Source organism: Agrococcus sp. KRD186 (assembly GCF_017168255.1).
GTDB lineage: Bacteria > Actinomycetota > Actinomycetes > Actinomycetales > Microbacteriaceae > Agrococcus.
Window position 1 is genome coordinate 735,711 of record NZ_JABFAP010000001.1, and the last position, 22,888, is coordinate 758,598.

Here is a 22,888-nt window from a genome sequence, read left to right on the forward strand (position 1 = left end):
CGACGACCGGGCACCGCATCCACGCAGCGGTCTGAGCGGCGCTGAGGCGGGCTACGCGTTCAGCGTCGCTTCGACGTCGGCCATCGTGACGTAGAGCTGTCCCTCCACACGCGTCGGCCGGAAGCCGACTGCTGTGTAGAAGGCCACGGCACCCGCGTCTGCGTCGACCAGGATGGCTGCCGCACCGACGCTGCGGGCCGCCGCGACGGCGCGGACCATGGCATCCCGCATGAGCGACGCGCCGAGGCCCATCCCCGTGTAACGCGCATCGCGCGCGAGGCGGCCGATCAGCACTGCGGGGATCTGCCGGGGCATGTTCGCACGCAGCCTCTTCGGGCCGTCCGCTCGCGCGATGCTCGTCATCGAGAGGCAGGAGAAGCCAGCCACGCTGCCATCGTCGGCTGTGACGATGAAGGTGCGCGCCGACCCGCGCTCCTCGGCCTCGGCGGCATGCTCGGTGAGCCAGGCGTCGACGGTGGGCAGCCCCGAGTCGAAGGCGGAGAGCTCTGGCGGCTCGTCGAAGTCCGCCAGCGGCCTCGCACGCGAGAACCTGGTCAACGACCCAGCACGGACTCGCGCTCGAAGAGCTCCCGGAGCTCAGCGATCGGCTTGCCCGGCGCGTCGACCGCAGCGCTGAACGCGTCCCACGACTCAGCGTCCATGAACGTCGTGTGGTGGTGGGCGATGGACTCTCGTGCAGCCTGCCGCGCGACTCGGCGCACGAACTCGCCGACCTTCACGCCTTCGAGCGCCGCGGCGCGCTCCATGTCGCGCTTGTCCTCGGGTGCAAGGCGGAGCTCCAGTCGTTCGGTCGAGATTGCCATGCGACCACTGTACGGCAGGTGCCGTACAGTGGCAACCGAGGCGCTGCGATGGCCGCTCAGCCCTCGCGGAGGATCGGCTCGGCCTCGACCGGCTCGCCCGGCACCTTCGCCGTGCGCCAGGTGTCGATCGCGATCACGCAGCCGAGGATCGCCATCGACAGCGCGAACGACGCCGAGACGTCGGTGAGGTAGTGGTAGCCGAGGTAGATGCGCCCGGCGCCCTGCAGGACGACGACCGCGACCGCGACGGTCACCGCGAGCACCGTGAACCATGTCCTCTGGATGCGGCTGGCCAGCAGGAACGCGAGGATCAGGAAGAAGTCGGAGGTGCCCAGCACGTGCCCCGAGGGGAACGAGAACGTGTAGTCGGGCCCGAACAGCATGTCGTCGACCGGCGGCCGCGGGTGCTGCACGATCGGCGCGATGGTGAGCGCGAGCGCCACGCCGGTGAGCATGCCGCCGGCCAGCAGCAGCGGTCGCCAGAGATGCTTGGCCAGGATCGCCCAGGTCACCACCACCGCGAGCACGATGAGCGGGAGCGCGACCGGCCCGAAGAGCACCGCCATCGCGATGTGGAAGGCGGTCGCGTCGGCCGAGCGCAGGGTGTCGAACCAGGCGTCGACCGGTTTGTCGAGCCGCTCGATGCCGGTGCCGGTGAGCACATGCACCAGCGGCACGATGAAGAGGGCCAGGCCGACCACGATCAGCACGGCCGCGGTGACCCAGAGGCGGCGGCGAGCCGCCGGCTCGAGCACGCGCTCCTCGACGATGAAGCGCTCGTGCCAGCGACGCAGCCGCTCACCTCGCGTCCTCGCGGCTAGCGACACCGTGCCATCCCTTCGTGCCGACGCGGGATGCGCGGGCCGTGCACGAGATCATCCCACGGTAGATTGGCATCGCCCCGCACAGCGCCCGTGAGGGAACCGCTCACGAGCGCGCACGGGCCCTGTCGCGCCAGACGAAGGACTCGCTGTGCCCGCTGCCCACCGCTCGCGCCGACTCGCGCTGCTGCAGACGGCGCTCGTGTCGACGGCGTTCGCGATGCAGCTGGTGATCTCGAACGCGATCAACCCGCTGCTGCCGATCTACCGCGCGCAGCTCGGCCTGAACGCCGTGGTGCTCTCGCTCACCTTCGTGCTCTACGTGGGCGCGCTGGTCGTGGTGCTCGCGCTGCTGGCGAACCCGCGCTTCGCGCGCCATGCGCCCGCGCTGCTGCTGGCGAGCCTCGTCGCGCTGGTCGCCTCCGACCTGTTCGCGCTGCACCCGGAGCCCTGGTCGATCCTCACCGCCCGCGTGCTCGTGGGCGTGGCCGGCGGCCTCGGCACCGGCGCGGCGTCGGCGCTGGTGGTCGGCACGATCGGTGCGGCAGGCCGCTCGATCACCTCGACCGGCAACATCGCCGGCGCGGTGGTCGGCGTGGTGGCTGCGCAGCTGCTCGTCTCGACGGTGGGGGCGGATGCGCCCGGTCTCGTCTTCGTCGGCCATGCGGTGCTCGTCGTGGTGCTGTTCATCGCGCTGGCAGCCGTGCTCTGGGCGAGGCGGCGCGTCAACGCGCGCGCCCTCGAGCATCAGACGGCTTCGATCGAGCTCGGCGGCCGGCAGCGGCTGCGGCTGCCTGCTCGCGCGCTGCCGGTGCTCGTGACCGGCAGCATCGCCTGGGTCGCTCTCAGCATCAGCGTCGTCTTCAGCGCCACGATCTTCGCCGACCTCGGCCAGCCGCTCGTGCAGGCCGTCGGCCCCGCGCTGCTGCTGGTGGCGAGCGGCATCCTGCAGTTCGCCAGCCCGGCCCTCACGCGTGTCGCGCCGTGGCTGAGTGGCGCCCTCACGCTCGCCGTCGGCGCCGCCGCCGTCGCGGCAGGCTCGTTCGCCGCGTTGCCGGTCATCGCGGTCGCCGGCCTGACGCTGATCGGGGCCGGCGCAGGCGTCGCCTACCGGGCGGGCCTCGTCGCCTTCACGCTCGGCGCCTCCAGCTCGCGGCAGGGCGCGCTCGCCTCGATGTACGCGGCCGTGACCTACGCCGTCGCCGCGGCCTCCGCGCTGATCGTCGGCCGAGTGAGCGACCTGATCGGCTTCGGGCCCACCGCTGTGGGTGCGTACGGGCTGCTGACGCTGCTCGCGCTGCTCGCGCTCGCGTGGGCGCCAAGGCTGCGCGACACCGTCGAGGGCGAACCGGCCCCGTAGGGCCCGGGCGGCGGCTTCTGCGGCGGCACCCCGCGCCGGCTGCGGCCGTCGCCGCCGCCGAGCGAGCGCCCGGTGCTGCGCTCGAACAGCGCGAGCGCGGCCTCGTGCGCCTCCTCGACGCTCGACCAGTAGCCCAGCAGGCGGCGCTGCGAGTGATCCGGCTGCGCGGTCACCGCCCGGTAGTAGGGCTCGCGCCGCGGCCCGAGCTGCACCAGCCGCACGACCGCGAGCGGCGCACCGTCGAGCGGGTGCAGCACATGCCATTCGGCGGCTCGGATCGTCATGGCTGTGCACGCTATTGGCGGCCGATGACATGCGTCCGGCACGGGGGCCCGCGCAGGCAGCCAGCAGCACGTCGGCGCCAGCCATTGTCAGCCGGCCAGCGCAGGCCTACAGTTGGCCAATCCAGACAGTGTCAGAGAAGGATGGGTCATGGCCGCGACCGCACTCCCCGCCAGCAACGCAGCGCCGCCCGAGAAGCGCTGCGACGCGAGCGGCATGGCAGAGATCCACCGGATGTTCAGGAGCGGCTTCGGCGAGGGTCCGGAGCTCGTGCGGGGCGTCGCCGACGGCGACCTCGCGCATGCGGCGGCAGTCGCCGCGCAGCTCGCGCTGCTCTCCGTGAGCCTGCACGCGCACCACGAGGGCGAGGACGAGCAGCTGTGGGGTGCGCTCCGCGAGCGCTCGCCCGCGTGCGGTGCGCACGTGTCGCGCATGCAGGAGCAGCACGCGCAGATGCTGGTGCACCTGCGCGAGCTGGACGCGGCGCTGCCTGCATGGCGAGCATCCGCTCTCCACTCCGACCGGGTGACGGTGGTCGAGGCGCTCGACGGGGTGAACGCGGCGCTCGCCGTGCACCTGCCGGACGAGGAGGCGACCATCGTGCCGGTGATGGAAGCCGTGATCACCGAGGACGAGGTGGAGTGGTTCGCCGCGCACGGCAGGAAGAGCACGCCGAAGGGGCAGACCTGGAACTCGCTGGGCGCGATCCTGCGCGCGCAGCCCGACGGCGGCGAGGCGTGGCAGCGCAAGCACCTGCCCGCGCCCGTGCGGCTGCTGTGGCGGGCGGTCGGCGCTCGCCGCTACGCGAAGACCCGGGCGGCGCTCGAGGGCCGCTGAGCTCGCGCCCGACCGAGCGGCCGCAGACGGCGGCGGCGCTCTGCCAGGATCGAGCCATGCGCGCGCTCGTCCTCGACTCCGTCCGCAGCACGCCGGCCGTGCGGGAGGTGCCGGCGCCGCTGCCGCCGGCCGGCGGGGTGGTCGTCGAGGTGATGGCGACGGGCCTGTGCGGCAGCGACTGGCACGCCTGGGCGGGGCACGACGAGATCGCCTTCCCGCACGTGCCGGGGCACGAGCTCGCCGGCGTCGTCTCCGCCGTCGGCGCGGGCGTCGAGCGCTGGCGGGTGGGCGACCGCGTGACGGTGCCGTTCGTGTGCGGCTGCGGCCGCTGCGTGTGGTGCCTCGCGGGCGAGGCGCAGGTGTGCCCCGAGCAGCAGCAGCCCGGCTTCACCCACTGGGGATCCTTCGCCGAGCAGGTCGCCCTGCACGCCGCCGACGCCAATCTCGTCGCCATCCCCGAGGGTGTCGACTTCGCGACCGCCGCGAGCCTCGGCTGCCGCTTCGCGACCGCCTACCGCGCGCTCGTCGGCCGCGCCCGCGCGCAGCCGGGGGAGTGGCTGACGGTCATCGGTGCTGGCGGCGTCGGCCTCAGCGCCGTGATGATCGGCCACGCGCTCGGCGCGCGTGTGATCGCGATCGACCGCAACGCATCCGCCCTCGCCCTCGCGACCGAGCTGGGCGCCGAGCACACGGTGCTCGCGGACGGCAGCGACGTGCCGACCGCCATCGCGGCGCTCACGGGCGGCGGCAGCCACGTCTCGGTGGACGCCGTCGGCAGCGAGCAGACGGCGGCGGATGCGGTGCTCGGCCTGCGCAGGCGCGGCCGGCACGTGCAGATCGGCCTGCTGCCGCCGGCCGACGGGCATCCGCGCGTGCCGCTCTCGCGCGTGATCGCGTGGGAGCTCGACGTGCTCGGCAGCCACGGCATGGCGGCGCGCGACTACCCTGGCATGCTCGCGCTCATCGAGCGGGGCGTGCTGGAGCCGCAGCGGCTGATCGAGCGCACGGTGGGGCTCGAGGAGGCGGCGCGACTGCTGCCGGTCTACGACCGGTCGACGGCGGCGGGCATCACGATGATCGATCCGCGGCGCTCGGCGGCGCCCGTGGAAGGGGCGAACGCGTGAGCGGGATCCAGGCACCGCCGGGGCCGGGGCGGCGCGTGCTGCTGGTCGGCTGCGGGAAGGTCGGCACGAGGCTGGGGGAGCGCCTGGTGGGCGCCGGCGCGCAGGCGTTCGGCCTGCGACGCGACACCGCCGCGCTGCCGCCGTCGCTCACGCCGCTGGCCGTCGATCTGCTCGCGCCGCCGGTGGGCGAACTGCCGACCGTGGATGCGATGGTGATCACCCTCACGCCGAGCCTCGGTGCGCCCGAGAGGGCCGACGGCTATCTCGTCGCGCTCCGCAACCTGGCTGCCGGGCTGCAGGCCATCCCGCAGCGCGTGGTGCTGGTCTCCTCGACCCGCGTCTTCGAAGGGCGGCCGGGCGAGCATCCGCGCACGGAGGACGACGTGCCCGCTCCGGCGAGCGCGGGGGCCGAGATGCTGCTCGCGGGCGAGCGGTTGGCGACCGAGCTGTTCGACGCGCACGTCGTGCGGCCGGCCGGCATCTACGGGCCTGGCCGGGAGCGACTGCTGCGCGTCGTGCTCGAGGGGCAGACGGTCGACTACGCCAAGCGCACGAACCGCATCCACGAGACCGATCTCGTGCGGGCACTCGAGGCGATGCTGACGGTGGCCGCGCCGCCGCGCCTGGTGCATGCCGTCGACGAGGCGCCGGCGCCGCTGGGCGAGGTCGTGGCGCATATCGCGCGGCGGCTGCAGGTCGCGCCGCCCCCGAAGCTGGCCACGGCGGCCAGCGGCACGGTACTCAGCGGCGCACTGCTGCGCACGCTGCTGCCTGCCCTGCGGTACCCGAGTTTCGTCGACGGCTACAACGGGCTCATCGCCATGCGCGAGCGCGCGGTCAGCTCGTGAGCTCAGTCGCGGAGCCGCGCGCGGTCCGCCTCGCTGACGTCGACCGTGCTGCGCAGCGCGCGTGTGCCGCCTGGAGCCTTCACGGCTGTCGTCACCGCCCTGTGTGCCAGCACCGAGGGCGCCGCGTGGTCAGCGACCAGCACGTCGACGACCTCGGATCCGCGGGTGAAGCGATGCGCTCTGGCGGCGGCATGCAGGGCGCGATGCTCGATGAAGCCAGCCGATGCAAGCATCCTGGCGGCGGAGGCATACGTGATCGCGCCCGTCTCGACGTGGATCAGCGCGTCGATGTCCGTCGTCGCTCGCGGATGCGGCACGCCGGCCCTAAGCGCATGCAGCTGCACCATCATGCCGCCGATGAGTGTCCACGAGACCGGTGGGAGCAGCTGCGCCACTTCGATCAGCAGCGGCCACGGCCCCAACCTGCTCGTGGTGGGCACCTGGATGTGCCAGCGCTCACGGTCGTTCACAGCGTGCGCGCCCTCGACGCGAGGACGTCGGCAGCAGCGCGCATCATCCTCGTATCGCCCAGCAAGTAGCACTCGAGCAGCACGCGCGAGGCGCTCTGCGGCCCGATCGCCCCGGCGAGCAGCACGATGTCGCCGCCGGCGTCATCCACCAGGCCGGTCCGCACGAGATCCTGCCGCGACTCTCCGCCCGGCGTCCGCAGGTAGCGGGTGCCGTCCAGGCCGCCGTGGATCCCGAGGTCGAGCGTGCCAGCCTCATCCAGCCCGCTCATCGCGGCAACGGCCGCCTCTGCATCGATGCGAGCCGTCCCTCGCGGTGCCGAGACTCGGCGGATTCGCCCGAGCACCCCTTCGGCACGATGCGCGATCGCTGCCGCATCCTGCGTCTTGAGCTGACTGCGCAACCGCGACCGTGAGTCGTGCCGGAGACGATCGGTGGTGCCGCGATCCAGCAGGTCGAACGCCGCGAGCGCCGTCTCGGCTGCCCATCGCCGGCCCTCACCGCGGGATCGCGCCACCATGAGCACCGCGAGGTGGTCGACGAAGGATGCGTTGCCGACCTCTTCGACGAAGCCCGCGTCACGGATCGCGTAGCTCGCACCGCGCCGTGACATGCCGAGGCGTTCGGCGGCGTCCGCGGTCGACATGCGCATTGGCTGAATCCTTCCTGATCAAGAAGACTTCAGCCAAGGGTAGCATCGCGCGATGCGCCGGCCTCGGCGTCTCTCACCGGTAGCGCTCCGGCAGCGGGTTGGCCGCCCGGCCCTCCGTCGACAGCAGCAGCACCACCGCGTCGGGCGGCAGCGCCTCCGTCAACCCCGCCTCCGCGGCCGCCCGCAGTGCGCGCACGCCCGCGAGCGAGGCGGCGCCGCACGGGCCGGCGTCGACGCCGAGCCTCGCCAGGTCGTGCACCGCCTGCGCCGCGGCATCCTCGCTCACCGTCACCGCCGCATCCACCCCGTCGCGCAGCAGCGGCCAAGCGATCTCCGAGAGCGTGCCGCAGTTGAGGCCGAGCATGATCGTCTCGCCCGTCGCCACGCGCCGCGGCGAGCCCGCCTCGAGCGAGTCGAGCAGCGTCGGCGCGAGCTCCGGCTCGACCGAGAGCACGGTGGCGGGGCGATCGCCGGCGATGCCGGGCTCCGAGCGGAAGTGCCGCACGACCGCCTGCGCGAGCGAGCCCACGCCGACCGGCACGGCGACCAGGTCGAGGCGCTCGGCCCCCGCCGCGTCGAGCTGCCCGCTCGCCTCGCTGCACAGCGTCTGGTAGCCGTCGACGATCCACTGCGGCACCTCGTGGTAGCCGGGCCAGGCGGTGTCCTGCACGTGCAGCATCGCCGGGTCGGCCGCCGCCTCTGCCGCCGCAGCCACCACGTCGTCGTACGGCAGCGCCAGCTCGCGCACCTCCGCGCCCTCGGCCGCGATCGCGCGCTGCGCCTCGGCGGTGACGGTCGACGGCACGAAGACCAGTGAGCGGATGCCGACCAGACGTGCCATGTGGGCCACGGCACGGCCGTGGTTGCCGTCCGTCGCCGCCACCAGGGTCACATCGCCGCCGGCGAGGCGCTCGCGCAGCTCGTCGAGCGGCAGCGGCGCGGAGCCGGGGGAGAGGTGCTCGCCGAGCGCTCGCACGATCGCGTAGGAGACGCCCAGCATCTTGAACGCCGGCAGCCCCATGCGCGAGGACTCGTCCTTCACGAACACGCGCGCGACGCCGAGCTCGGCCGCGACCCCCGGCAGCTCGACGAGCGGCGTCGGCGCGTAGCCGGGCATGCTCGCGTGGAAGCCGGCGATGCCGGCGACCGGCTCACAGCGCCACTGCCGGGCCGCGTCGTTGCGGTAGATGCGGGTGCCTGCCGCATCCGTCGTCGTGCCTGCGTCTGCTGTCATGCCCTCATCATGCCCGGGCGCCCGCGCGCCGGGTCAACCCGGCCCATCCGGATGCGCCAGGTCAGGGGCCGCCGGCAGCGAGAACTTGCCGGGCTCCGCCGCGATCAGCGTCGCCATCTCGCCTCGCTCAGCCGTGCTTGCGTGCGCTCAGCAGCTCGACGGTGCCCGCCTTCCGGCGCACGGCCTCCTCGATGGCGAAGCCTGCGCGCTCGACGAGCGGTCGTGAGCGGCGGGTGAAGTGCTCGCCGGCGGCGCGCACCGTCACCTGCTCCAGCAGCCGTTGCGCCCAGCGCAGCGGCGGCCACGTGCTGCCGACGTGATCGAGCAGCAGCAGCCGCCCGCCCGGCACCAGCACCCGGTGCATATCGCCGATCGCTCGCACCGGATCCGGGATGCTACAGAGCGCGAGCGCGCACACGACGGTGTCGAAGGATGCGTCGGGGAACGGCAACCGCTCCGCGTCGCCCTCGACGAGCTCGACTTCGCGGCCCAGCTGCGCGGCGCGTGCGCGGGCGACCGCGAGCATGCCGGGGCTGAGGTCGACGCCCGTCACCACCGCATCCGCCCCGTAGTGGGGCAGATCGGCGCCCGTGCCGATCGCGACCTCGAGCACCCGGCCGTGCGCGCGTGCGCCGAGCCACTCGCGGCCGCCGCCGAACCAGGTGCGCTCGAAGAGGGCCATGCTGTCGTCGTAGCGGGGCGCGACGCGCTCCCACACCCCGCGCTGTCTGGCCGTCAGGTCGTCGTGGTCGCGCATCCGCTCATCCCTTCCGGCTCCATGATGCCGGGTGGTGCGCCTCGCGATCGAGTGCCGATGGCAGGGGAACGAAATCTGATCGCGCGGGAATAGTTCAAGATTGAAGCGGTTGGATGACGTGGATGCCACGGCGCACCGCGGATCGCGGCAGGCGCACGGCATCCGGATCCCATCGATGCGGCGCTGCTCGGCAGCCCTTGACCCCTGAGGAAGACACACATGACGAAGATCGCCATCATCACCGGCAGCATCCGCCCGAACCGCATCGGCGCGGGCGTCTCGCAGTGGGTGCTGGAGCAGGCGCAGCAGCGCGGCGACGCTGACTACGAGCTGGTCGACATCGCCGACTTCAACCTGCCGCTGCTCGACGAGCCCATGCCCGGCGCGCAGACCCAGGAGCACACGCAGGCCTGGGCCGCGAAGATCGCCGAGTTCGACGGCTTCGTGTTCGTGACCGGCGAGTACAACCACTCGGTCGTGCCTGCGCTGGCGAACGCGATCTCGTTCCTGAACGCCGAGTGGAACAACAAGGCCGCCGGCATCGTCGGCTACGGCTCGGCCATGGGCGTGCGCGCCGTCGAGCACCTGCGCGGCATCCTCTCGGAGCTGCAGGTCGCCCACGTGCAGAAGGCCGGCATGTTCTCGCTCTTCACCGACTTCGAGAACTTCTCGACCTTCAAGCCCACCGAGATGCACGCCGCGTCGGTCGCCCCGATGCTCGACCAGCTGGTCGTCTGGAGCAAGGCGATGGAGCACGTGCGCGAGGGCGCACTCGTCGCCGCCTGATCGACACCGCTGTCGGGGACTGAGCCCTTCGACGCCGGAGCGGGCCTGCCCTGGGGAGGCCCGCTCTGCTGTGTCCGGGGGCGGATGCGTCGGCTCGCGCCGAGCGCGGTGGTTGCGGGGTGCAGCGTCGCATCGACGCTGCTGAGAACCAGATCTTGAGGTTGACTGGCGTCATGCGAACCATCAGCGCGACCGAGGCCTCCCGCCAGTTCTCGGATCTGCTCGATGCCGTCGAGGCGGGCGAGACACTCACCGTGACCCGAGGCGGTCGCAAAGTCGTTGAGATCAGGCCAGCCCGCCGTGCCACGGGGCGCGACCTGCGTGCCGCGCTCGCGGGGACGGATGCGCCCGACGAGCGTGTCGCATCCGACATCTCCGCGGCGATCGACGACCTGAGCGGCGACGGCTGAATCCTCGTACAGCCAGCCTCGAACCGGTCGGGAATCCCGACAGGTTCGCATCGCGAGGCCGCGCCTCGCCTCGTCGCTTCGCGAACTCACAAGGATCACTTGTCGGTTCGCGATGCAGGCAGAAGTCGGCCCCGGTCGACGAACCCGTAAGGATGGCTTACGAGTTCACGAAGTGTGCGTTGCTCCCGTAGCAGCCGCAATGGGCAACTGTCGCAGAATCTGCGACAGTTGCGGACTGCTCAGCGCTCGGCAGGGTCTGCGATCGGTTCATCTCTGAGAACGGCGCGTCGCCCAGCGAGCAGCTCGAGCGGATTCGTCTGCGCCCGCGCGGAGCGTGCTCCCTCCCCAGCGGCGAGCCGAGCGTACGGTTGGGCCCGAGGTGCGAGGGGAGGTGGTGCGCGTGGCTGTGCGGCGCATCGCGCTGGCCCTCGTCATCGCCCTCGTGGTCGCGCTCGCGCCGGGAGCCTGTGCTCCGCTGGAGCCCCTCTCGGTCAGCTACCGCGCGGCGGTGCAGCCAGCGGTCGTGCTGCCGGGCGACGACGCATCCGCGACCTCGATCGCGGCGAGCGAGCGGCTGCTCGAGGCGAGCGACGTCGTCTTCGTGGCGAGCGCCCCACGCGCCGACGACCTCGCCGAGGCCGCGGTGGCGGCCGGCGCGCCGCTGCTCGTCGCGGGCCCCGGCATCGCCGCTGAGCTCGAGCGGCTCGGTGCCACCACGATCGTGGCACTCGCAGGCGACGACGTGGGGGCGCTGAGCGAGCAGAGCGAGCGCATCGACCTCGACCCGGCCGTGCCCTCGGGCGCGCAGGATCTGCCTGCGGTGGAGGTGGTGCAGCCGGCGCCGCCGGTCGTGCTGCTCACTGACAGCACCGCGGCTGCGGACGACCACGACGTCACCGCAGCGGCCGAGACCGTCGTGCGCGCCGCATCCGGCACCACCGCCGACCTGCCGGGCGGCGACCCGCGCCGATCGAGCGAGACGGTCGCGACCGCGAGCGAGCACGCAGGCAGCACCGTGCTCGCGCTGGGCGACGGCTTCGGCGACAGCGCGCTGCTGGCTCGGCGCTTCGCGGCAGCGGCGACCGGGGTCGAGCTGCCCGGCGGCGGCCAGATCGTGTTCCCGACACGGATGTTCGTGGCGCTGTACGGGCACCCGGGCACGCCCGTGCTGGGCGAGCTCGGCGAGCACGACCTCGACTGGGCGGTCGCCCGGGCGCGCGAGCGCGCCGCGCAGTTCCAGCAGCTCACCGACGTGACCGTCGTGCCGGCCTTCGAGATCATCGCGACCGTCGCCGCGGGCGCTGCAGGCGACGACGGCAACTACTCGAACGAGGTGAGCGTGGATGCGCTGCGGCCGTGGGTCGAGCGGGCCGGTGAGGAGGGCATCACCGTCGTGCTCGATCTGCAACCGGGCCTGTCGTCCTTCCCGGAGCAGGCGCGGCGCTACGAGGAGCTGCTCGCGCAGCCGCACGTCGGGCTGGCGCTCGACCCGGAATGGCGGCTGCAGCCCGGCCAGCGCCATCTCGAGCAGATCGGCAGCGTCGACGCGGCTGAGGTCAACGAGACGCTGGACTGGCGCGCCGAGCTGACCGCCGCGCACGCGCTGCCGCAGAAGGTCGTCGTGCTGCACCAGTTCACGCTGCGCATGATCCGCGATCGCGCCCAGCTCGACACCGGCCACGACGAGCTCGCGCTCGTGCTGCACGTCGACGGCAACGGCACGCAGCCCGCGAAGCTCGAGACCTGGCGCGCACTGCAGCGCGACCTGCCCGCCGGCATCGCGCTGGGCTGGAAGAACTTCATCGACGAGGACCGCCCCATGCTCGACCCAGCCGGGACCATGGCCATCGAGCCCACGCCGGTCTTCGTCTCGTACCAGTGAGCCGTGCCCGGCCTCAGCCGGCGAGCGCTCAGTCCGCCGGCTCGATCGGCTCGAGCGCCAGGAACAGCCCGCCGTAGGCCGGCAGGCTCACGCTGAAGCTCTGCAGGTCGTCGACGTGCGCGACGCGCTCGCCGCTCTCGGCATCGACCACGTCGTGCTGCGAGGGGATCGACTCCGAGTGCACGGTGCCCTCGATCGCCTCGCCCGAGAAGTTGAGCACGGTCACCTGGATCAGGGCGTCGACCGCCTCCGCGTCGCCGTCGTCGAGGCGGTGCACGAGCACGAGCATGCTGGGGTGCGCGACGTGCGGCACGTCGAGCTGCGTCGCCGTCGCGATGCCGTGCTCCCGCCGGATCGAGAGCACCTCCGCGAGCCCGCTCGCGAACGAGTCCGGCCGCTCGAGCTGCGCGGGGAGCGGGCCGTAGAGCGAGCGGCCGCGCGGCATGCCCGCCGCCGATGCGGTGATGTCGGCGGATGCGTCGAGCAGGTCGTGCGCACCGCGCTCGATCCAGCGGGTGTCGCCGCTGGCGATGAGATCCTGCACCTGCTCGGCCGGCAGCGTGAGCATGCCGGTGAGATCCCAGCCCGAGAGCGCGAAGACCCCCGGCTGCCAGGCGTTGTACTTCGCCAGCAGCAGGTGCGCGTCGCGGATCGCCGGGATCGCGGCCTCGGTGATCTCCTCGAGCCGCGCGTAGCCCTGGGTCGCCGCGATCAGCGACGCGCTCGTGCACGCGATGCCGTTCTGCGTGAAGGCGCGGTTGTAGTCGGCGGTGCCCGTCAGCGCCTCGGTCAGCTCGGCGCGGATCAGCTCGGCGAGCTCGCCGCCGGTGATCTCCGCGTGGCGGAAGGGGTAGACGTCATCGCGGTGCCGCGTCGCCCAGTGCACCAGCTCGTAGGTGAGCTCGTCGTGGTTCTGCAGACCGTGCACGAGGCCCACCGGCTCGACGCCGAGCTCGAGCGAGGTCATCAGCGTCAGTCGCAGGAACTCGGTCTCCCCGGTCGCGAGCGCGTGGTGGTAGCCGGGCCGGCTGACGAAGTCGTAGGAGAGGTCGGCCCCCACGGCGCTGGTGTCGCGGATGTCCTCGATCGTGAGGTTGAGCTCCTGGAAGGTGAAGCCGCCCACCTTGCGCACCATGCCCGCGATGATGTGGTTCGCGGCATGCGAGAGCGGATGCCCCTCCGACCACGCCGGCAGGCCCTCGGCGGCCTTCTCCACCCCGAGGAAGCCGTTCGCGTCCAGCCGCAGCGCGCTCGTGCCCAGGTCGCCGAGCGAGTGCAGCGCGTCGCCGATCACGAGCCGCATGCCTGCGAACGTCGGGTCGAGCCAGTTGATGGAGGGCTGCCCCTGCTTGAAGTAGTGCAGGTAGACCCAGCGGCGCTCGACGCCGTCGACGCCCAGCACCGCGGCGGTCGCGCTCCAGTTCGTCTCCTTGACCCCGGGCACGTAGAAGATGACGCGCTGCAGCTCACCGATGATGTAGCCGCGATCGCTCAGCTCGCGCTCGCTCGCGGCATCGAGGTTGACGGCGTCGCGATCGGCCGGCACCTCCGGCAGCAGGTGCCAGTCCTCCGGCGGGATCTCCACCATGTGGTAGATGCCGGGGTAGTCCTTGAAGGCCATCTCGGCGAGCCGGAAGTCGGCGCCCTTGCCCGTGTGCCCGGGGACGATGTCGTCGATGACGCTGCCGTTGTGCGCATCCGCGACGTCGGAGAGGCGGCGGAAGGCGTCCTCGTCGCCGAAGGCCGGATCGATCTGGGTGCTGATGCGGTCGAAGTGCCCGTCGACGCTGGGCGTCTCGCGCCAGTCGGTGATGCCGCCGGCGCGCTTGACCGGGCCCGTGTGGAGGCCGTCGATGCCGATCCGCTCGAACGCCTCCCACAGCGCCTCGTCGCCCAGCGCGTCGAGGAACGACTGGCCGGGGCGGGTGATGAGCGAGATGGGGTAGGCCGTGAACCACACGTCGCTCACGCCGATCGCCCGGCGCGCGTCGGGACGCGCGTAGGGATTGCGCCACATGGAGGGCTGGCCCGAGAGCTGCCGGCTGAGCACGTCGGCGTCCTTCAGCATCGACTGCCGCACGAGCCACTCGACGTACGAGGGGTTCGACGCGTTGGCGGTGCGCGGGTCGGTGGAGAAGCGTCTCGGGCTGCCGCCGCGGATCTGATCGCGCGGCCGCAGGCGCTTGGGCCTGGCGGGGTAGCGCTGCTCGTCGTAGGAGATCTCCGTGCCGGGGTCTTCGGGGGCGTCCACGCCTGCAGTCTGTCACGCGCGCGTGATCGAGGAGCCGTTCGCCTCTTCCCCTGCAGCGCTGGGCGACATATCGTTGACTATCGTCGAGATGCGACGCAGCCGAGGAGGCCATCATGCACGAGACATACCAAGGCGCAGGGTTCGCCGGCGGCCAGCGCGGGTTCCGGCCCGGCGGACCGGGCGGCAGCATCTGGGATGCGGTGGAGCAGCTGCGCGGCGCATTCGACAGCCGCGGCGGCCCGCGCAAGAGCCGCGGCGACGTGCGGGCGGCGGTGCTCGCGCTGCTGGCAGAGCGGCCCATGCACGGCTACCAGATCATCCGCGAGATCGAGGAGCGCAGCGGCGGCGCCTGGAAGCCCAGCCCCGGCTCGGTGTACCCGACGCTGCAGCTGCTCGCCGACGAGGGGCTCATCACCGCCGAGGAGTCCGGCGGCCGCAAGACCTACTCGCTCACCGAGGGCGGCCGGGCAGAGGCGGATGCCGCTGCCGAGACCCCCGCGCCGTGGACGGCCTCGAGCGGCCGCGAGGGCGGTGGTCACGGGGCGCTGCCGAAGGCCGGCATCGAGCTGGCGCAGGCAGCTGCCCAGGTCGGCCGCACCGGCAGCCCCGAGCAGGTGCAGCAGGCGGTCACCGTGCTCGAAGACGCGCGTCGTAGGCTCTACTCGATCCTCGCTCAAGACTGAGCCGGGTGCCGCCGGCACGTCGGGATCAAGGGGAGCCGATGTCCGACGTCAGAAGCGAGCGAGCCCGCTACCGCCGCATCATGCGGTTCGCGATGCGCCACATCGCGCTCGTGTGGTGGTTCGAGCTGCTGCTGCCGCGCATCGGGCTGGCTGGCGTGGCCGAGCGCGGGCGCAGCGCCCGGCTGCAGCGGCTCGCCCGCCGCTTCCACGCGCTCGCCATCGAGCTCGGCGGCCTCATGATCAAGGTGGGGCAGTTCATGTCGTCGCGACTCGACGTGCTGCCGCCCGAGATCACCCGCGAGCTCGAGGGCCTGCAGGACGAGGCGCCCGCGGTGCCGTTCCCCCTCATCCGCGAGCTCGCCGAGCGCGAGCTCGGCATGCCGCTCGAGCGCGCCTTCGCGAGCCTGGCCGAGCAGCCGGTCGCGGCGGCCTCGCTCGGCCAGGCCCATCGAGCGGGGCTCTCACCGCTCGACACGGCCGACACCGGCCTGACCGACGCCGTCGTCAAGGTGCAGCGGCCCGGCATCGAGGCGATCGTCGACGTCGATCTCGCGGCGCTGCGCCGGGTGGCCGGCTGGCTCAGCCGCGTGCCGGTGATCGCCAACCGCGTCGACATGCCCGCGCTCGTCGAGGAGTTCGCCGAGACCAGCCTGCAGGAGATCGACTACCTGCACGAGGCCGCGAACGCCGAGCGCTTCGCGCAGGCCTTCGCCGACGACCTGCGCGTGCGCGTGCCCGAGATCGTCTGGGAGCGCACGACGCGGCGGGTGCTGACGCTCGAGGACGTCTCTGCCATCAAGATCAACGACCTCGACGGCCTGCGCGCCGCCGGCATCGACCCGGGCGAGGTCGCCTCGCAGTTCGCCGCCGTCATGTTCGACCAGGTCTTCACGCACGGCTTCTTCCACGCCGACCCGCACCCCGGCAACCTCTTCGTCACGCCGCTCATGGGCGGGGCGGATGCGTCGGGCCCGGCGGGAGCGCGCTGGCAGCTGACCTTCGTCGACTTCGGGATGATGGGCGAGGTGCCCGCCAGCACCCGTGCCGGCCTGCGCAGGACGCTGATCGCGGCTGCCGCCCGGGACGGCAAGGGCCTCGTCGCCGGCATGCGCGAGCTGGGAGCGCTGCTGCCCTCGGCGGAGGAGGCCGCGCTCGAGCGTGCGATGGCGCGCGCCTTCGAGCGATTCGGCGGCATGGGCTTCGCCGAGCTGCGCCAGGTCGACGAGCGCGACTTCCGGGCGTTCGCCGCCGAGTTCGGCGACGTGCTGCGCTCGATGCCGTTCCAGCTGCCCGAGCACTTCCTGCTCGTCATCCGCGCCGTGTCGCTGACCTCCGGCCTGTGCAGCTCGCTCGATCCCGACTTCAACGTGTGGGACTCGGTCGAGCCCTACGCTGCGCAGCTGCTGCGGGAGGAGAGCGGCAACGTCGTCATCGACATCGCGCAGCGCGCCATCTCGACGACCAGCCTCATCGCCCACCTGCCGACCCGCATCGACGACGTGCTCACCCGCATCGAGGAGGGGCGGCTGGCCGTCGCCGTCCCCAAGGTGGAGCGCAAGCTCGCCCGCCTGGAGCGCGCCGCCCGGCGGGTGGTCTCGGCGATCCTCTTCTCGGGACTGCTCGTGGCCGGCGTGCTGCTGCTGTCGTGGAACCCGGTGCTCGGCATCGTGCTGATGGCCGTCTCCGCCGTGCCGCTGCTGCACGCCGTGCTCGCCGGCGTCCTCGGCCGTCGCGGCCCTGGCTGAGCGTCCGGCGCCGGCGCCGGCGCGCTGCTGGAAGACTTGCCGCATGCAGCAGGTGGGGGATGCGGTGGCCCGCGTCGTGCGCGGCGGTCGCGTCGAGGCGCGCGACGCGCTGCGCGCCCTGGTGGGCGTGCTCGCGGGCGTCGACGAGGCATCCGTCGTCGTCGTGCAGCGCTGCCCCGACTGCGGCGGGCCGCACGGGCGACCGGTGGTGATGGCCCCGCCGGCGGCGCGCGACGTCGGCGTCTCGCTCGCGCACGCGGGGGAGCAGCACGTCGTGGCGGCCGTGCGCGGGCGCAGGATCGGGGTCGACGCCGAGCGCGCCGATGCGCCGCCCGAGCGCCTGGCCGCGCTGGGGGAGCTGCTGGGCGAGCACCCCGACCCGCTGCGGCGCTGGACGCAGGTCGAGGCCGCGCTGAAGGCCGACGGCCGGGGACTGCGGGTCGAGCCCGGCGCGGTCCACGTCGACGACGCATCCGCCACCGCCCGGGTGCCCGGCAGCGACCGCGTCTACGACCTGCACGCCGTCGAGCTCGGCGACCGGCTCATCGTGAGCCTCGCCGTCGAGCGCTGACGAGCGGCAGCGGCGGCAGCGCGCGCTCCTGCAACCAGGCGTCGAAGAGCGCGTCGAGCGGGGCATCCGCGATCTTGCCCGCCAGCCGCCGGAAGTCGGCGGTCGTCGCCGTCGCGTGCACGCGCAGCGCCGTCCAGTCGTGCAGCAGCCCGAAGAAGCGCACGTCGCCGAGCTCGAGGCGCAGCGCGTGCACCAGCAGCGCACCGCGCTTGTAGATGCGGTCGTCGAACATCAGCGCCGGACCGGGGTCGCCGAGCACGATGTCCTGCGGCAGGCCGCTCAGCCGCCGATGGTGCGCACGCGCCAGCGCATCCGTCGTCTCGCGCCCGGCCGCCTCCGACCACAGCCACTCCGCGTAGCAGGCGAGCCCCTCGTTGAGCCAGATGTGCTGCCAGCCGGCCACGCCGACGCTGTTGCCGAACCACTGGTGGGCGAGCTCGTGCGCGACCAGCCGCTCCTCGCCGCCCCTGCCGTCGATCAGGTTGGCGCCGAACACCGCGCCGGCGACCGACTCCAGCGGGATCTCCAGGTCGTCGGCCGTCACCACCACCGTGTAGTCGTCGAAGGGGTACGGCCCGAAGCGCTCGACGAAGCACGCGAGCATCCGCGGCAGCGGCGCCAGGTCGGCGAGCACCCGCTGCTCGAGCGCCGGCGGGTAGAACGCCACCAGCGGCACCTCGTCGTGCACCGTCGCGCGGCGCACGTAGCGCCCGATCTGCACGGTCGTGAGGTAGCTCGCGACCGGCACCCGGCAGTCGAAGGTGCGGCTGGTGCGCCCCGAGCGCGTGGTCTCCTCGACCAGCGCGCCGGTCGCGACGACCCGGTATCCCTGCTCGGTGGTGACGCGGATGCGGTAGGTCGCCTTGTCGCTCGGCCGGTCGTTGCAGGGGTACCAGGTGGGCGCGCCGGTGGGCTGCGACGCCACGATGACCCCGTCCTCGAGCTCCTCCCAGCCGACCAGGCCCCAGGGGGAGCGGCGGGGCGCGGGGGAGCCGGCGTAGGCGATCTCGAGCGCGAAGTCCTGCCCGGCGGCGATCGGCGCGGCGGGCTTCACCGTCAGCCTGCCGGGCCGCTGCACGTGCTGCGTGCGCCGCTCACCGTCGAGCGAGACGCGGCTGGCCTTCAGCCCCACCAGGTCGAGCCCGATCGCCGTCAGCTCGCGCTCGGCGCGACCGCTGATGCGCGCGACCGCGTCGAGCCGGTTCGTCGCCATGCGGTACTCGAGCTCGAGGTCGTAGTGCAGCGCGCTCCAGCCCGTGTCGCCGGAGGCCGGCGCGTAGGGCTCGCCGCCCACCGGCTGCGCCGCGGGCTGCCCGCCGTTCTTCGAGCGGCTCATCGGCTCACCGCGTGGTAGTCGGCGACCTTCACCTCGCGCCACGGGCCGATCGGGTTGCCGCTCCAGCGGCTGCGATCGGGCACGAGCTCGCCGCGCATGACGAGCGAGGCGGGCCCGACGGTCGCGTGCTCGCCGATGCGCGCCGCCGGCAGGATGACGCTGTGCGGGCCGAGCGTGGCGCCGTGCTCGAGCGTCACCGTGTCGATCGACATCATCCGGTCGTGGAAGAGGTGCGTCTGCACGACGCAGCCGCGGTTGACGACGGATGCGTCCCCCAGCGTCACGAGGTCGGCCTCCGGCAGCCAGTAGCTCTCGCACCACACGCCGTGGCCGATCGTCGCCCCCAGGCTGCGCAGCCACCACACGAGCGCGGGCGTGCCCGACGCGGACTGCGCGAACCAGGGTGCCGCGACCATCTCGACGAACGCATCCGCCGTCTCGCTGCGCCAGACGAACGACGACCACAGCGGCGTCTCGGTCGCCGGGATGCGGCCCACCAGCACCCACTTGGCGGCGGTGCTGACGCCGGCGGCGACGGCACCGGCGGCGAGCATCACGACGCCGCTCAGGAGCACCGCGGCCAGGCCGCCCCACGCATCCGCCATCCACAGGAAGGTGAGCAGCACGCCCAGGCCGATCGCGATGGTGACGAGCACCGGCACGAAGCGCGCGAGCTCCCAGAGGGCGCGGGCGACGCGCAGCCGCAGCGGCGGATCGTAGGTGCGGGCGGCGTCGACCTCCACCGGGGTGCGGCGCAGGCGCACGGGCGGCGAGCCGAGCCAGGAGGAGCCCTTCTTCGACTTGCGCGGCGCGGCCGAGAGCACCGCGACCAGCGCGTCGTTCGGGATGCGGTTGCCGGCCGCCGCCATGCCGGAGTTGCCGAGGAAGGCGCGCTCGCCGATCTCGGCGTGGGCGATGCGCACCCAGCCGCCGCCGAGCTCGTAGGACGCCACCAGCGTGTCGTCGGCGAGGAAGGCGCCCGTGTGCACGGTGGTCATCTTGGGGATGAGCAGCACGGTCGAGATCTCGGTGTCGCGACCGACGCGGGCGCCCAGCAGGCGCAGCCAGACGGGGGTGAACAGTGACGCGTAGAGCGGGAAGAGGATGGTGCGGGCGAGGTCGAGCAGCCGCTCGGTCGCCCACACCCGCCAGCCGTTGGCACTGTGCACCGGGAAGACGCCGGCGGTCAGGCCGATCGCCAGCAGCCGCACGGTCAGCACGATGAGGCCGGCGAGCACGAGGCCGGCGACGAGCGCGGCCGGCACGAGCCAGGCGAGGGCGCCCAGCGCCACGCCGCCCAGCCCGTCTGCGCCGCGGATGCCGAGCGTCAGCACCGCGCCCCCGGCCAGCAGCGCCAGCAGCGGGATCAGGGAGAGGGCGATCGCCGAGAGCCCGTAGATCCAGGCCCAGCCGCTCGTGTGGGCGGGGCGCTCGGCGGGCCACCACGCCTTCGCCGCGCCGACACGGCGCGCCGGGGAGCCCGACCAGCGCTCGCCCGAGCGCACGCGGCCGAAGACGGCGGAGCCGGGCTCGACCACGGCGCCCTTGCCGATGCGGGTGCCGGGCGCGAGCGTGGAGCGCGCGCCGACGGCGCTGCGCGCGCCGATGCGGATGGCGCCGATGCGCACCAGGTCGCCGTCGATCCAGTAGCCGGTGAGGTCGACCTCGGGCTCGATCGACGCACCCCGACCGATGCGCAGCATGCCCGTGACGGGCGGCACCGAGTGCAGGTCGACGTCGTCGCCGATGTGCGCGCCGAGCGCGCGGGCGTAGAGCGTCACCCAGGGGGCGCCGGCGAGGCTGACGGCGCCTGCCTGCTGCGCGATCTGCTCGGCGAGCCACAGCCGCAGGTGCACGCTGCCGCCGCGCGGGTAGTCGCCGGCCTGCAGCCCGCGCAGCAGCAGCCGTGCCGCCACCACGGCGATGCCCATGCGCCCGAACGGCGTCGCGAAGACCGCCAGGCCCAGCACCAGCAGCCACGGCTGGGCCGTCGGCAGCGCCTCGAAGCCGGTCCACGCCTGCAGGAGGGTCGAGAGCGTGAGCGCGGCGAGCAGCCAGCGCATGCCGCTGAGGATGAACAGCGGCACGCCCAGCAGCGTCTGGATCCACTGCGCGCTGCGCGGGGTGCGCGCGACCTCGTGGGTCGAGGCCGGCTCCCGCCCGCCGTTGGAGGCGCGCGAGGCGAGCTCGGCCGCCATGGCCCCGAGCCGCGGGTAGGCGTAGATGTCGGCGACGGTGAACTCGGGGTCGCGCTGACGGATGCGCGTGACCAGCTGCGCCGCGGCGAGCGAGCCGCCGCCGAGCGCGAAGAAGTCGTCGGCCTCATCGGAGGCGGGCAGCCCCAGCACGGCCTGCCAGTCGGCGGCGAGCACGGCGAGGCCCGGCGCGGCGCCGTCGTCGAAGGCGCCCTCCTCCTCGAGCGGCCAGGGGAGCGCCTTCTTGTCGACCTTGCCGGAGACCCGCACGGGCAGCTCCGGCAGCAGCGCGAGCACCGGCACGATCGCCGCCGGCAGCGCGTCGCGCAGGCGCTCGTTCGCCGCCTGGCGGTCGAAGGTCTCCACCTCGCAGCCGAGGTAGCCCACCAGCACCTGGTTGCCCGCATCCGTCGTCTGCACCACGACCGCGGCCGCGTTGACGCCCGGCAGTGAAGAGAGCGCCGCCTCGATCTCGCCCAGCTCGATGCGGCGCCCGCCCACCTTCACCTGGTCGTCGACGCGGCCGTTGAAGAAGAGCCCCTCGCGGTCGAACCGCACCATGTCGCCCGAGCGGTAGGCGCGCTCCCAGCCGAGCGAGGGGAGCGGCGCGTACTTCTCTGCGTCCTTCGCGGGGTCGAGGTAGTGCGCGAGGCCGACGCCGCCGATGATGAGCTCGCCGACACCGCCGTCGGCGACCGGCTTGCCGGCCTCGTCGACCACCGCGAGATCCCAGCCGTCGAGCGGCAGGCCGATGCGCACCGGCTCGCCGGGGGCGAGCCGCGCGGCGCACGCGACCACGGTCGCCTCGGTGGGGCCGTAGGTGTTCCAGACCTCGCGGCCCTCGGTCGCGAGCCGGTCGACGAGCTCTGGCGGGCACGCCTCGCCGCCGAAGATCAGCAGCCGCACGTTCTCGAGCGACGACGCGGGCCACAGCGACGCGAGCGTCGGCACGGTCGACACGATGGTGATGCCGCGCAGTGTCAGCCACGGACCCAGGTCCATGCCGCTGCGCACGAGCGAGCGCGGCGCGGGCACGAGGCAGGCGCCGTGGCCCCATGCCAGCCACATCTCCTCGCACGAGGCGTCGAAGGCGACCGAGAGGCCCGCCAGCACGCGGTCGCCCGGGCCGATCGGCTCGTCCTGCAGGAAGATGAGCGCCTCCGCGTCGACGAACGCGGCGGCCGAGCGGTGCGTCACGGCGACGCCCTTCGGCGTGCCGGTCGAGCCCGAGGTGAAGATGATCCACGCGTCGTCGTCGAGGCCCGGCTGCGTGGGGATCGGCATGCCCGCGGTCGACGGATGCGCGGGGGCGCCGTCGAAGAGCGCGGTCGCGGCGACGGGCGTGGCCGGGTCCACGGCCGGGCCGCGATCGCGGCGGCTGGGGGTGTACTGGCCGCTCCCGGTGATCACGCCGACGACGTCGGCCTCGCCGAAGACGAGCTGCGCGCGCTCCTCGGGGTCGTCGGCGTCGACGGGCACGTAGGCGGCGCCCGCGGCCATGATGCCGAGGATCGCGATGTACAGCCCTCTCGTGCCCGAGGGCATCCGCACCCCGACACGATCGCCGCGGGCGACGCCGTCGAGCGAGAGGCGGGCGGCGGTGCGGATGACGGCGGCCATGAGCTCGCGGTAGCTCAGCGCTCCCTCGGCATCCTCGAGCGCCGAGCCATCGGGGTTCGAGAGCACGCTCGCGCGCAGCACGTCGAGCAGCGTTCGCGGAGGCGGGGCCAGATGTCCGCCCGCCAGCATTCCCCTTGGCATCTCGCCCATTCCGCCTCCGCGCACAGCTTCGCGCACGCAGAGGCGCCGCGACCCCTCAGGC

20 protein-coding genes are annotated in these 22,888 nt (G+C 73.3%); 10 read left to right on the top strand and 10 right to left on the bottom strand.

The features are described 5' to 3' along the window. Positions 1–51: 51 nt before the first annotated feature. Genes J1M46_RS03505 through J1M46_RS03515 form a run of 3 tightly spaced genes read right to left on the bottom strand, consistent with a single transcriptional unit; the run spans position 52 to position 1,651 of the window. Positions 52–558, bottom strand: coding sequence for a GNAT family N-acetyltransferase (locus J1M46_RS03505; protein WP_206446551.1), 507 nt, complete (start codon positions 556–558; stop codon positions 52–54). Continuing rightward, a complete protein-coding gene (locus tag J1M46_RS03510) occupies positions 555–824 on the bottom strand; it encodes a type II toxin-antitoxin system TacA family antitoxin (protein WP_206446552.1) in 270 nt (89 codons plus the stop codon). Before J1M46_RS03510 ends, J1M46_RS03505 begins: the two co-directional genes overlap by 4 nt. Before the next feature lie 56 nt (positions 825–880). Then, a complete protein-coding gene (locus J1M46_RS03515; protein ID WP_206446553.1) occupies positions 881–1,651 on the bottom strand; it encodes a phosphatase PAP2 family protein in 771 nt (256 codons plus the stop codon). 145 nt (positions 1,652–1,796) lie between these two features. Here J1M46_RS03515 and J1M46_RS03520 point away from each other — a divergent pair, with 145 nt between their 5' ends. From J1M46_RS03520 to J1M46_RS03535, 4 genes are all read left to right on the top strand, one after another. Further along, positions 1,797–3,005: an MFS transporter gene (locus J1M46_RS03520; protein WP_206446554.1), complete on the top strand. Its 1,209-nt coding sequence runs from the start codon at positions 1,797–1,799 to the stop codon at positions 3,003–3,005. Between the two features lie 432 nt (positions 3,006–3,437). After that, positions 3,438–4,124: a hemerythrin domain-containing protein gene (locus tag J1M46_RS03525; RefSeq protein WP_206446555.1), complete on the top strand. Its 687-nt coding sequence runs from the start codon at positions 3,438–3,440 to the stop codon at positions 4,122–4,124. A 56-nt stretch (positions 4,125–4,180) separates the two neighbouring features. Continuing rightward, positions 4,181–5,248, top strand: coding sequence for a zinc-dependent alcohol dehydrogenase family protein (locus J1M46_RS03530; protein WP_206446556.1), 1,068 nt, complete (start codon positions 4,181–4,183; stop codon positions 5,246–5,248). Beyond that, on the top strand, positions 5,245–6,096 hold the full coding sequence (locus tag J1M46_RS03535; RefSeq protein ID WP_342384257.1) for an SDR family NAD(P)-dependent oxidoreductase: 852 nt from the start codon (positions 5,245–5,247) through the stop codon (positions 6,094–6,096). Before J1M46_RS03530 ends, J1M46_RS03535 begins: the two co-directional genes overlap by 4 nt. A 2-nt stretch (positions 6,097–6,098) precedes the next feature. On the opposite strand, the gene J1M46_RS03540 is transcribed toward J1M46_RS03535, so the two are convergent. The 4 genes from J1M46_RS03540 to J1M46_RS03555 all read right to left on the bottom strand — a co-directional run bounded on the left by J1M46_RS03540 (position 6,099) and on the right by J1M46_RS03555 (position 9,207). Beyond that, positions 6,099–6,566 carry a hypothetical protein gene (locus tag J1M46_RS03540; protein ID WP_206446557.1) on the bottom strand — a complete coding sequence of 156 codons (468 nt, stop codon included), beginning with the start codon at positions 6,564–6,566 and terminating at the stop codon, positions 6,099–6,101. Further along, on the bottom strand, positions 6,563–7,216 hold the full coding sequence (locus J1M46_RS03545) for a hypothetical protein (protein ID WP_206446558.1): 654 nt from the start codon (positions 7,214–7,216) through the stop codon (positions 6,563–6,565). The genes J1M46_RS03540 and J1M46_RS03545 overlap by 4 nt, the downstream gene beginning before the upstream one ends. A 73-nt stretch (positions 7,217–7,289) precedes the next feature. Continuing rightward, positions 7,290–8,450 carry a diaminopropionate ammonia-lyase gene (locus tag J1M46_RS03550; RefSeq protein ID WP_206446559.1) on the bottom strand — a complete coding sequence of 387 codons (1,161 nt, stop codon included), beginning with the start codon at positions 8,448–8,450 and terminating at the stop codon, positions 7,290–7,292. A gap of 127 nt (positions 8,451–8,577) precedes the next feature. Continuing rightward, on the bottom strand, positions 8,578–9,207 hold the full coding sequence (locus tag J1M46_RS03555; RefSeq protein ID WP_206446560.1) for a class I SAM-dependent methyltransferase: 630 nt from the start codon (positions 9,205–9,207) through the stop codon (positions 8,578–8,580). 219 nt (positions 9,208–9,426) lie between these two features. Between J1M46_RS03555 and J1M46_RS03560 the strand changes: the two genes are divergently transcribed. The 3 genes from J1M46_RS03560 (at position 9,427) to J1M46_RS03570 (ending at position 12,285) form a co-directional block, all read left to right on the top strand. Then, positions 9,427–9,993 (top strand): NADPH-dependent FMN reductase, encoded by a 567-nt coding sequence (locus tag J1M46_RS03560; protein WP_206446561.1) that lies wholly within the window; start codon positions 9,427–9,429, stop codon positions 9,991–9,993. Between the two features lie 173 nt (positions 9,994–10,166). Next, on the top strand, positions 10,167–10,403 hold the full coding sequence (locus J1M46_RS03565; RefSeq protein WP_206446562.1) for a type II toxin-antitoxin system Phd/YefM family antitoxin: 237 nt from the start codon (positions 10,167–10,169) through the stop codon (positions 10,401–10,403). Positions 10,404–10,803: 400 nt separating this feature from the next. Then, positions 10,804–12,285 (top strand): hypothetical protein, encoded by a 1,482-nt coding sequence (locus J1M46_RS03570; RefSeq protein WP_206446563.1) that lies wholly within the window; start codon positions 10,804–10,806, stop codon positions 12,283–12,285. A 28-nt stretch (positions 12,286–12,313) separates the two neighbouring features. On the opposite strand, the gene treS is transcribed toward J1M46_RS03570, so the two are convergent. Beyond that, complete coding sequence (treS, locus tag J1M46_RS03575) at positions 12,314–14,536, bottom strand: maltose alpha-D-glucosyltransferase (RefSeq protein WP_206446564.1); 2,223 nt, start codon at positions 14,534–14,536, stop codon at positions 12,314–12,316. A gap of 113 nt (positions 14,537–14,649) precedes the next feature. Here treS and J1M46_RS03580 point away from each other — a divergent pair, with 113 nt between their 5' ends. The 3 genes from J1M46_RS03580 to J1M46_RS03590 are packed head-to-tail and all read left to right on the top strand — an operon-like array spanning position 14,650 to position 17,535. Continuing rightward, the gene (locus J1M46_RS03580; RefSeq protein WP_206446565.1) at positions 14,650–15,219 is read left to right on the top strand and encodes a PadR family transcriptional regulator; all 570 of its coding nucleotides are present in this window, start codon (positions 14,650–14,652) and stop codon (positions 15,217–15,219) included. 38 nt (positions 15,220–15,257) lie between these two features. Next, the gene (locus J1M46_RS03585; protein WP_206446566.1) at positions 15,258–16,964 is read left to right on the top strand and encodes an ABC1 kinase family protein; all 1,707 of its coding nucleotides are present in this window, start codon (positions 15,258–15,260) and stop codon (positions 16,962–16,964) included. A 43-nt stretch (positions 16,965–17,007) separates the two neighbouring features. Further along, entirely contained in the window at positions 17,008–17,535 is a 528-nt protein-coding gene (locus tag J1M46_RS03590; protein WP_206446567.1) for a 4'-phosphopantetheinyl transferase family protein, read from the top strand. On the opposite strand, the gene J1M46_RS03595 is transcribed toward J1M46_RS03590, so the two are convergent. Both J1M46_RS03595 and J1M46_RS03600 read right to left on the bottom strand, forming a co-directional pair. Next, positions 17,507–18,871 (bottom strand): M1 family metallopeptidase, encoded by a 1,365-nt coding sequence (locus J1M46_RS03595; protein ID WP_206446568.1) that lies wholly within the window; start codon positions 18,869–18,871, stop codon positions 17,507–17,509. The two genes, J1M46_RS03590 and J1M46_RS03595, sit on opposite strands and share 29 nt — an antisense overlap. Continuing rightward, on the bottom strand, positions 18,868–22,836 hold the full coding sequence (locus tag J1M46_RS03600) for a Pls/PosA family non-ribosomal peptide synthetase (protein WP_206446569.1): 3,969 nt from the start codon (positions 22,834–22,836) through the stop codon (positions 18,868–18,870). Before J1M46_RS03600 ends, J1M46_RS03595 begins: the two co-directional genes overlap by 4 nt. Positions 22,837–22,888: the final 52 nt, after the last annotated feature.

Coding starts and splice junctions, on each gene's coding strand:
- J1M46_RS03510 (WP_206446552.1), bottom strand. CDS start 824: ATGGCAATCTCGACCGAACGACTGGAGCTCCGCCTTGCACCCGAGGAC.
- J1M46_RS03525 (WP_206446555.1), top strand. CDS start 3,438: ATGGCCGCGACCGCACTCCCCGCCAGCAACGCAGCGCCGCCCGAGAAG.
- J1M46_RS03530 (WP_206446556.1), top strand. CDS start 4,181: ATGCGCGCGCTCGTCCTCGACTCCGTCCGCAGCACGCCGGCCGTGCGG.
- J1M46_RS03545 (WP_206446558.1), bottom strand. CDS start 7,216: ATGCGCATGTCGACCGCGGACGCCGCCGAACGCCTCGGCATGTCACGG.
- J1M46_RS03550 (WP_206446559.1), bottom strand. CDS start 8,450: ATGACAGCAGACGCAGGCACGACGACGGATGCGGCAGGCACCCGCATC.
- J1M46_RS03555 (WP_206446560.1), bottom strand. CDS start 9,207: ATGCGCGACCACGACGACCTGACGGCCAGACAGCGCGGGGTGTGGGAG.
- J1M46_RS03560 (WP_206446561.1), top strand. CDS start 9,427: ATGACGAAGATCGCCATCATCACCGGCAGCATCCGCCCGAACCGCATC.
- J1M46_RS03565 (WP_206446562.1), top strand. CDS start 10,167: ATGCGAACCATCAGCGCGACCGAGGCCTCCCGCCAGTTCTCGGATCTG.
- J1M46_RS03580 (WP_206446565.1), top strand. CDS start 14,650: ATGCACGAGACATACCAAGGCGCAGGGTTCGCCGGCGGCCAGCGCGGG.
- J1M46_RS03585 (WP_206446566.1), top strand. CDS start 15,258: ATGTCCGACGTCAGAAGCGAGCGAGCCCGCTACCGCCGCATCATGCGG.
- J1M46_RS03590 (WP_206446567.1), top strand. CDS start 17,008: ATGCAGCAGGTGGGGGATGCGGTGGCCCGCGTCGTGCGCGGCGGTCGC.
- J1M46_RS03595 (WP_206446568.1), bottom strand. CDS start 18,871: ATGAGCCGCTCGAAGAACGGCGGGCAGCCCGCGGCGCAGCCGGTGGGC.
- J1M46_RS03600 (WP_206446569.1), bottom strand. CDS start 22,836: ATGGGCGAGATGCCAAGGGGAATGCTGGCGGGCGGACATCTGGCCCCG.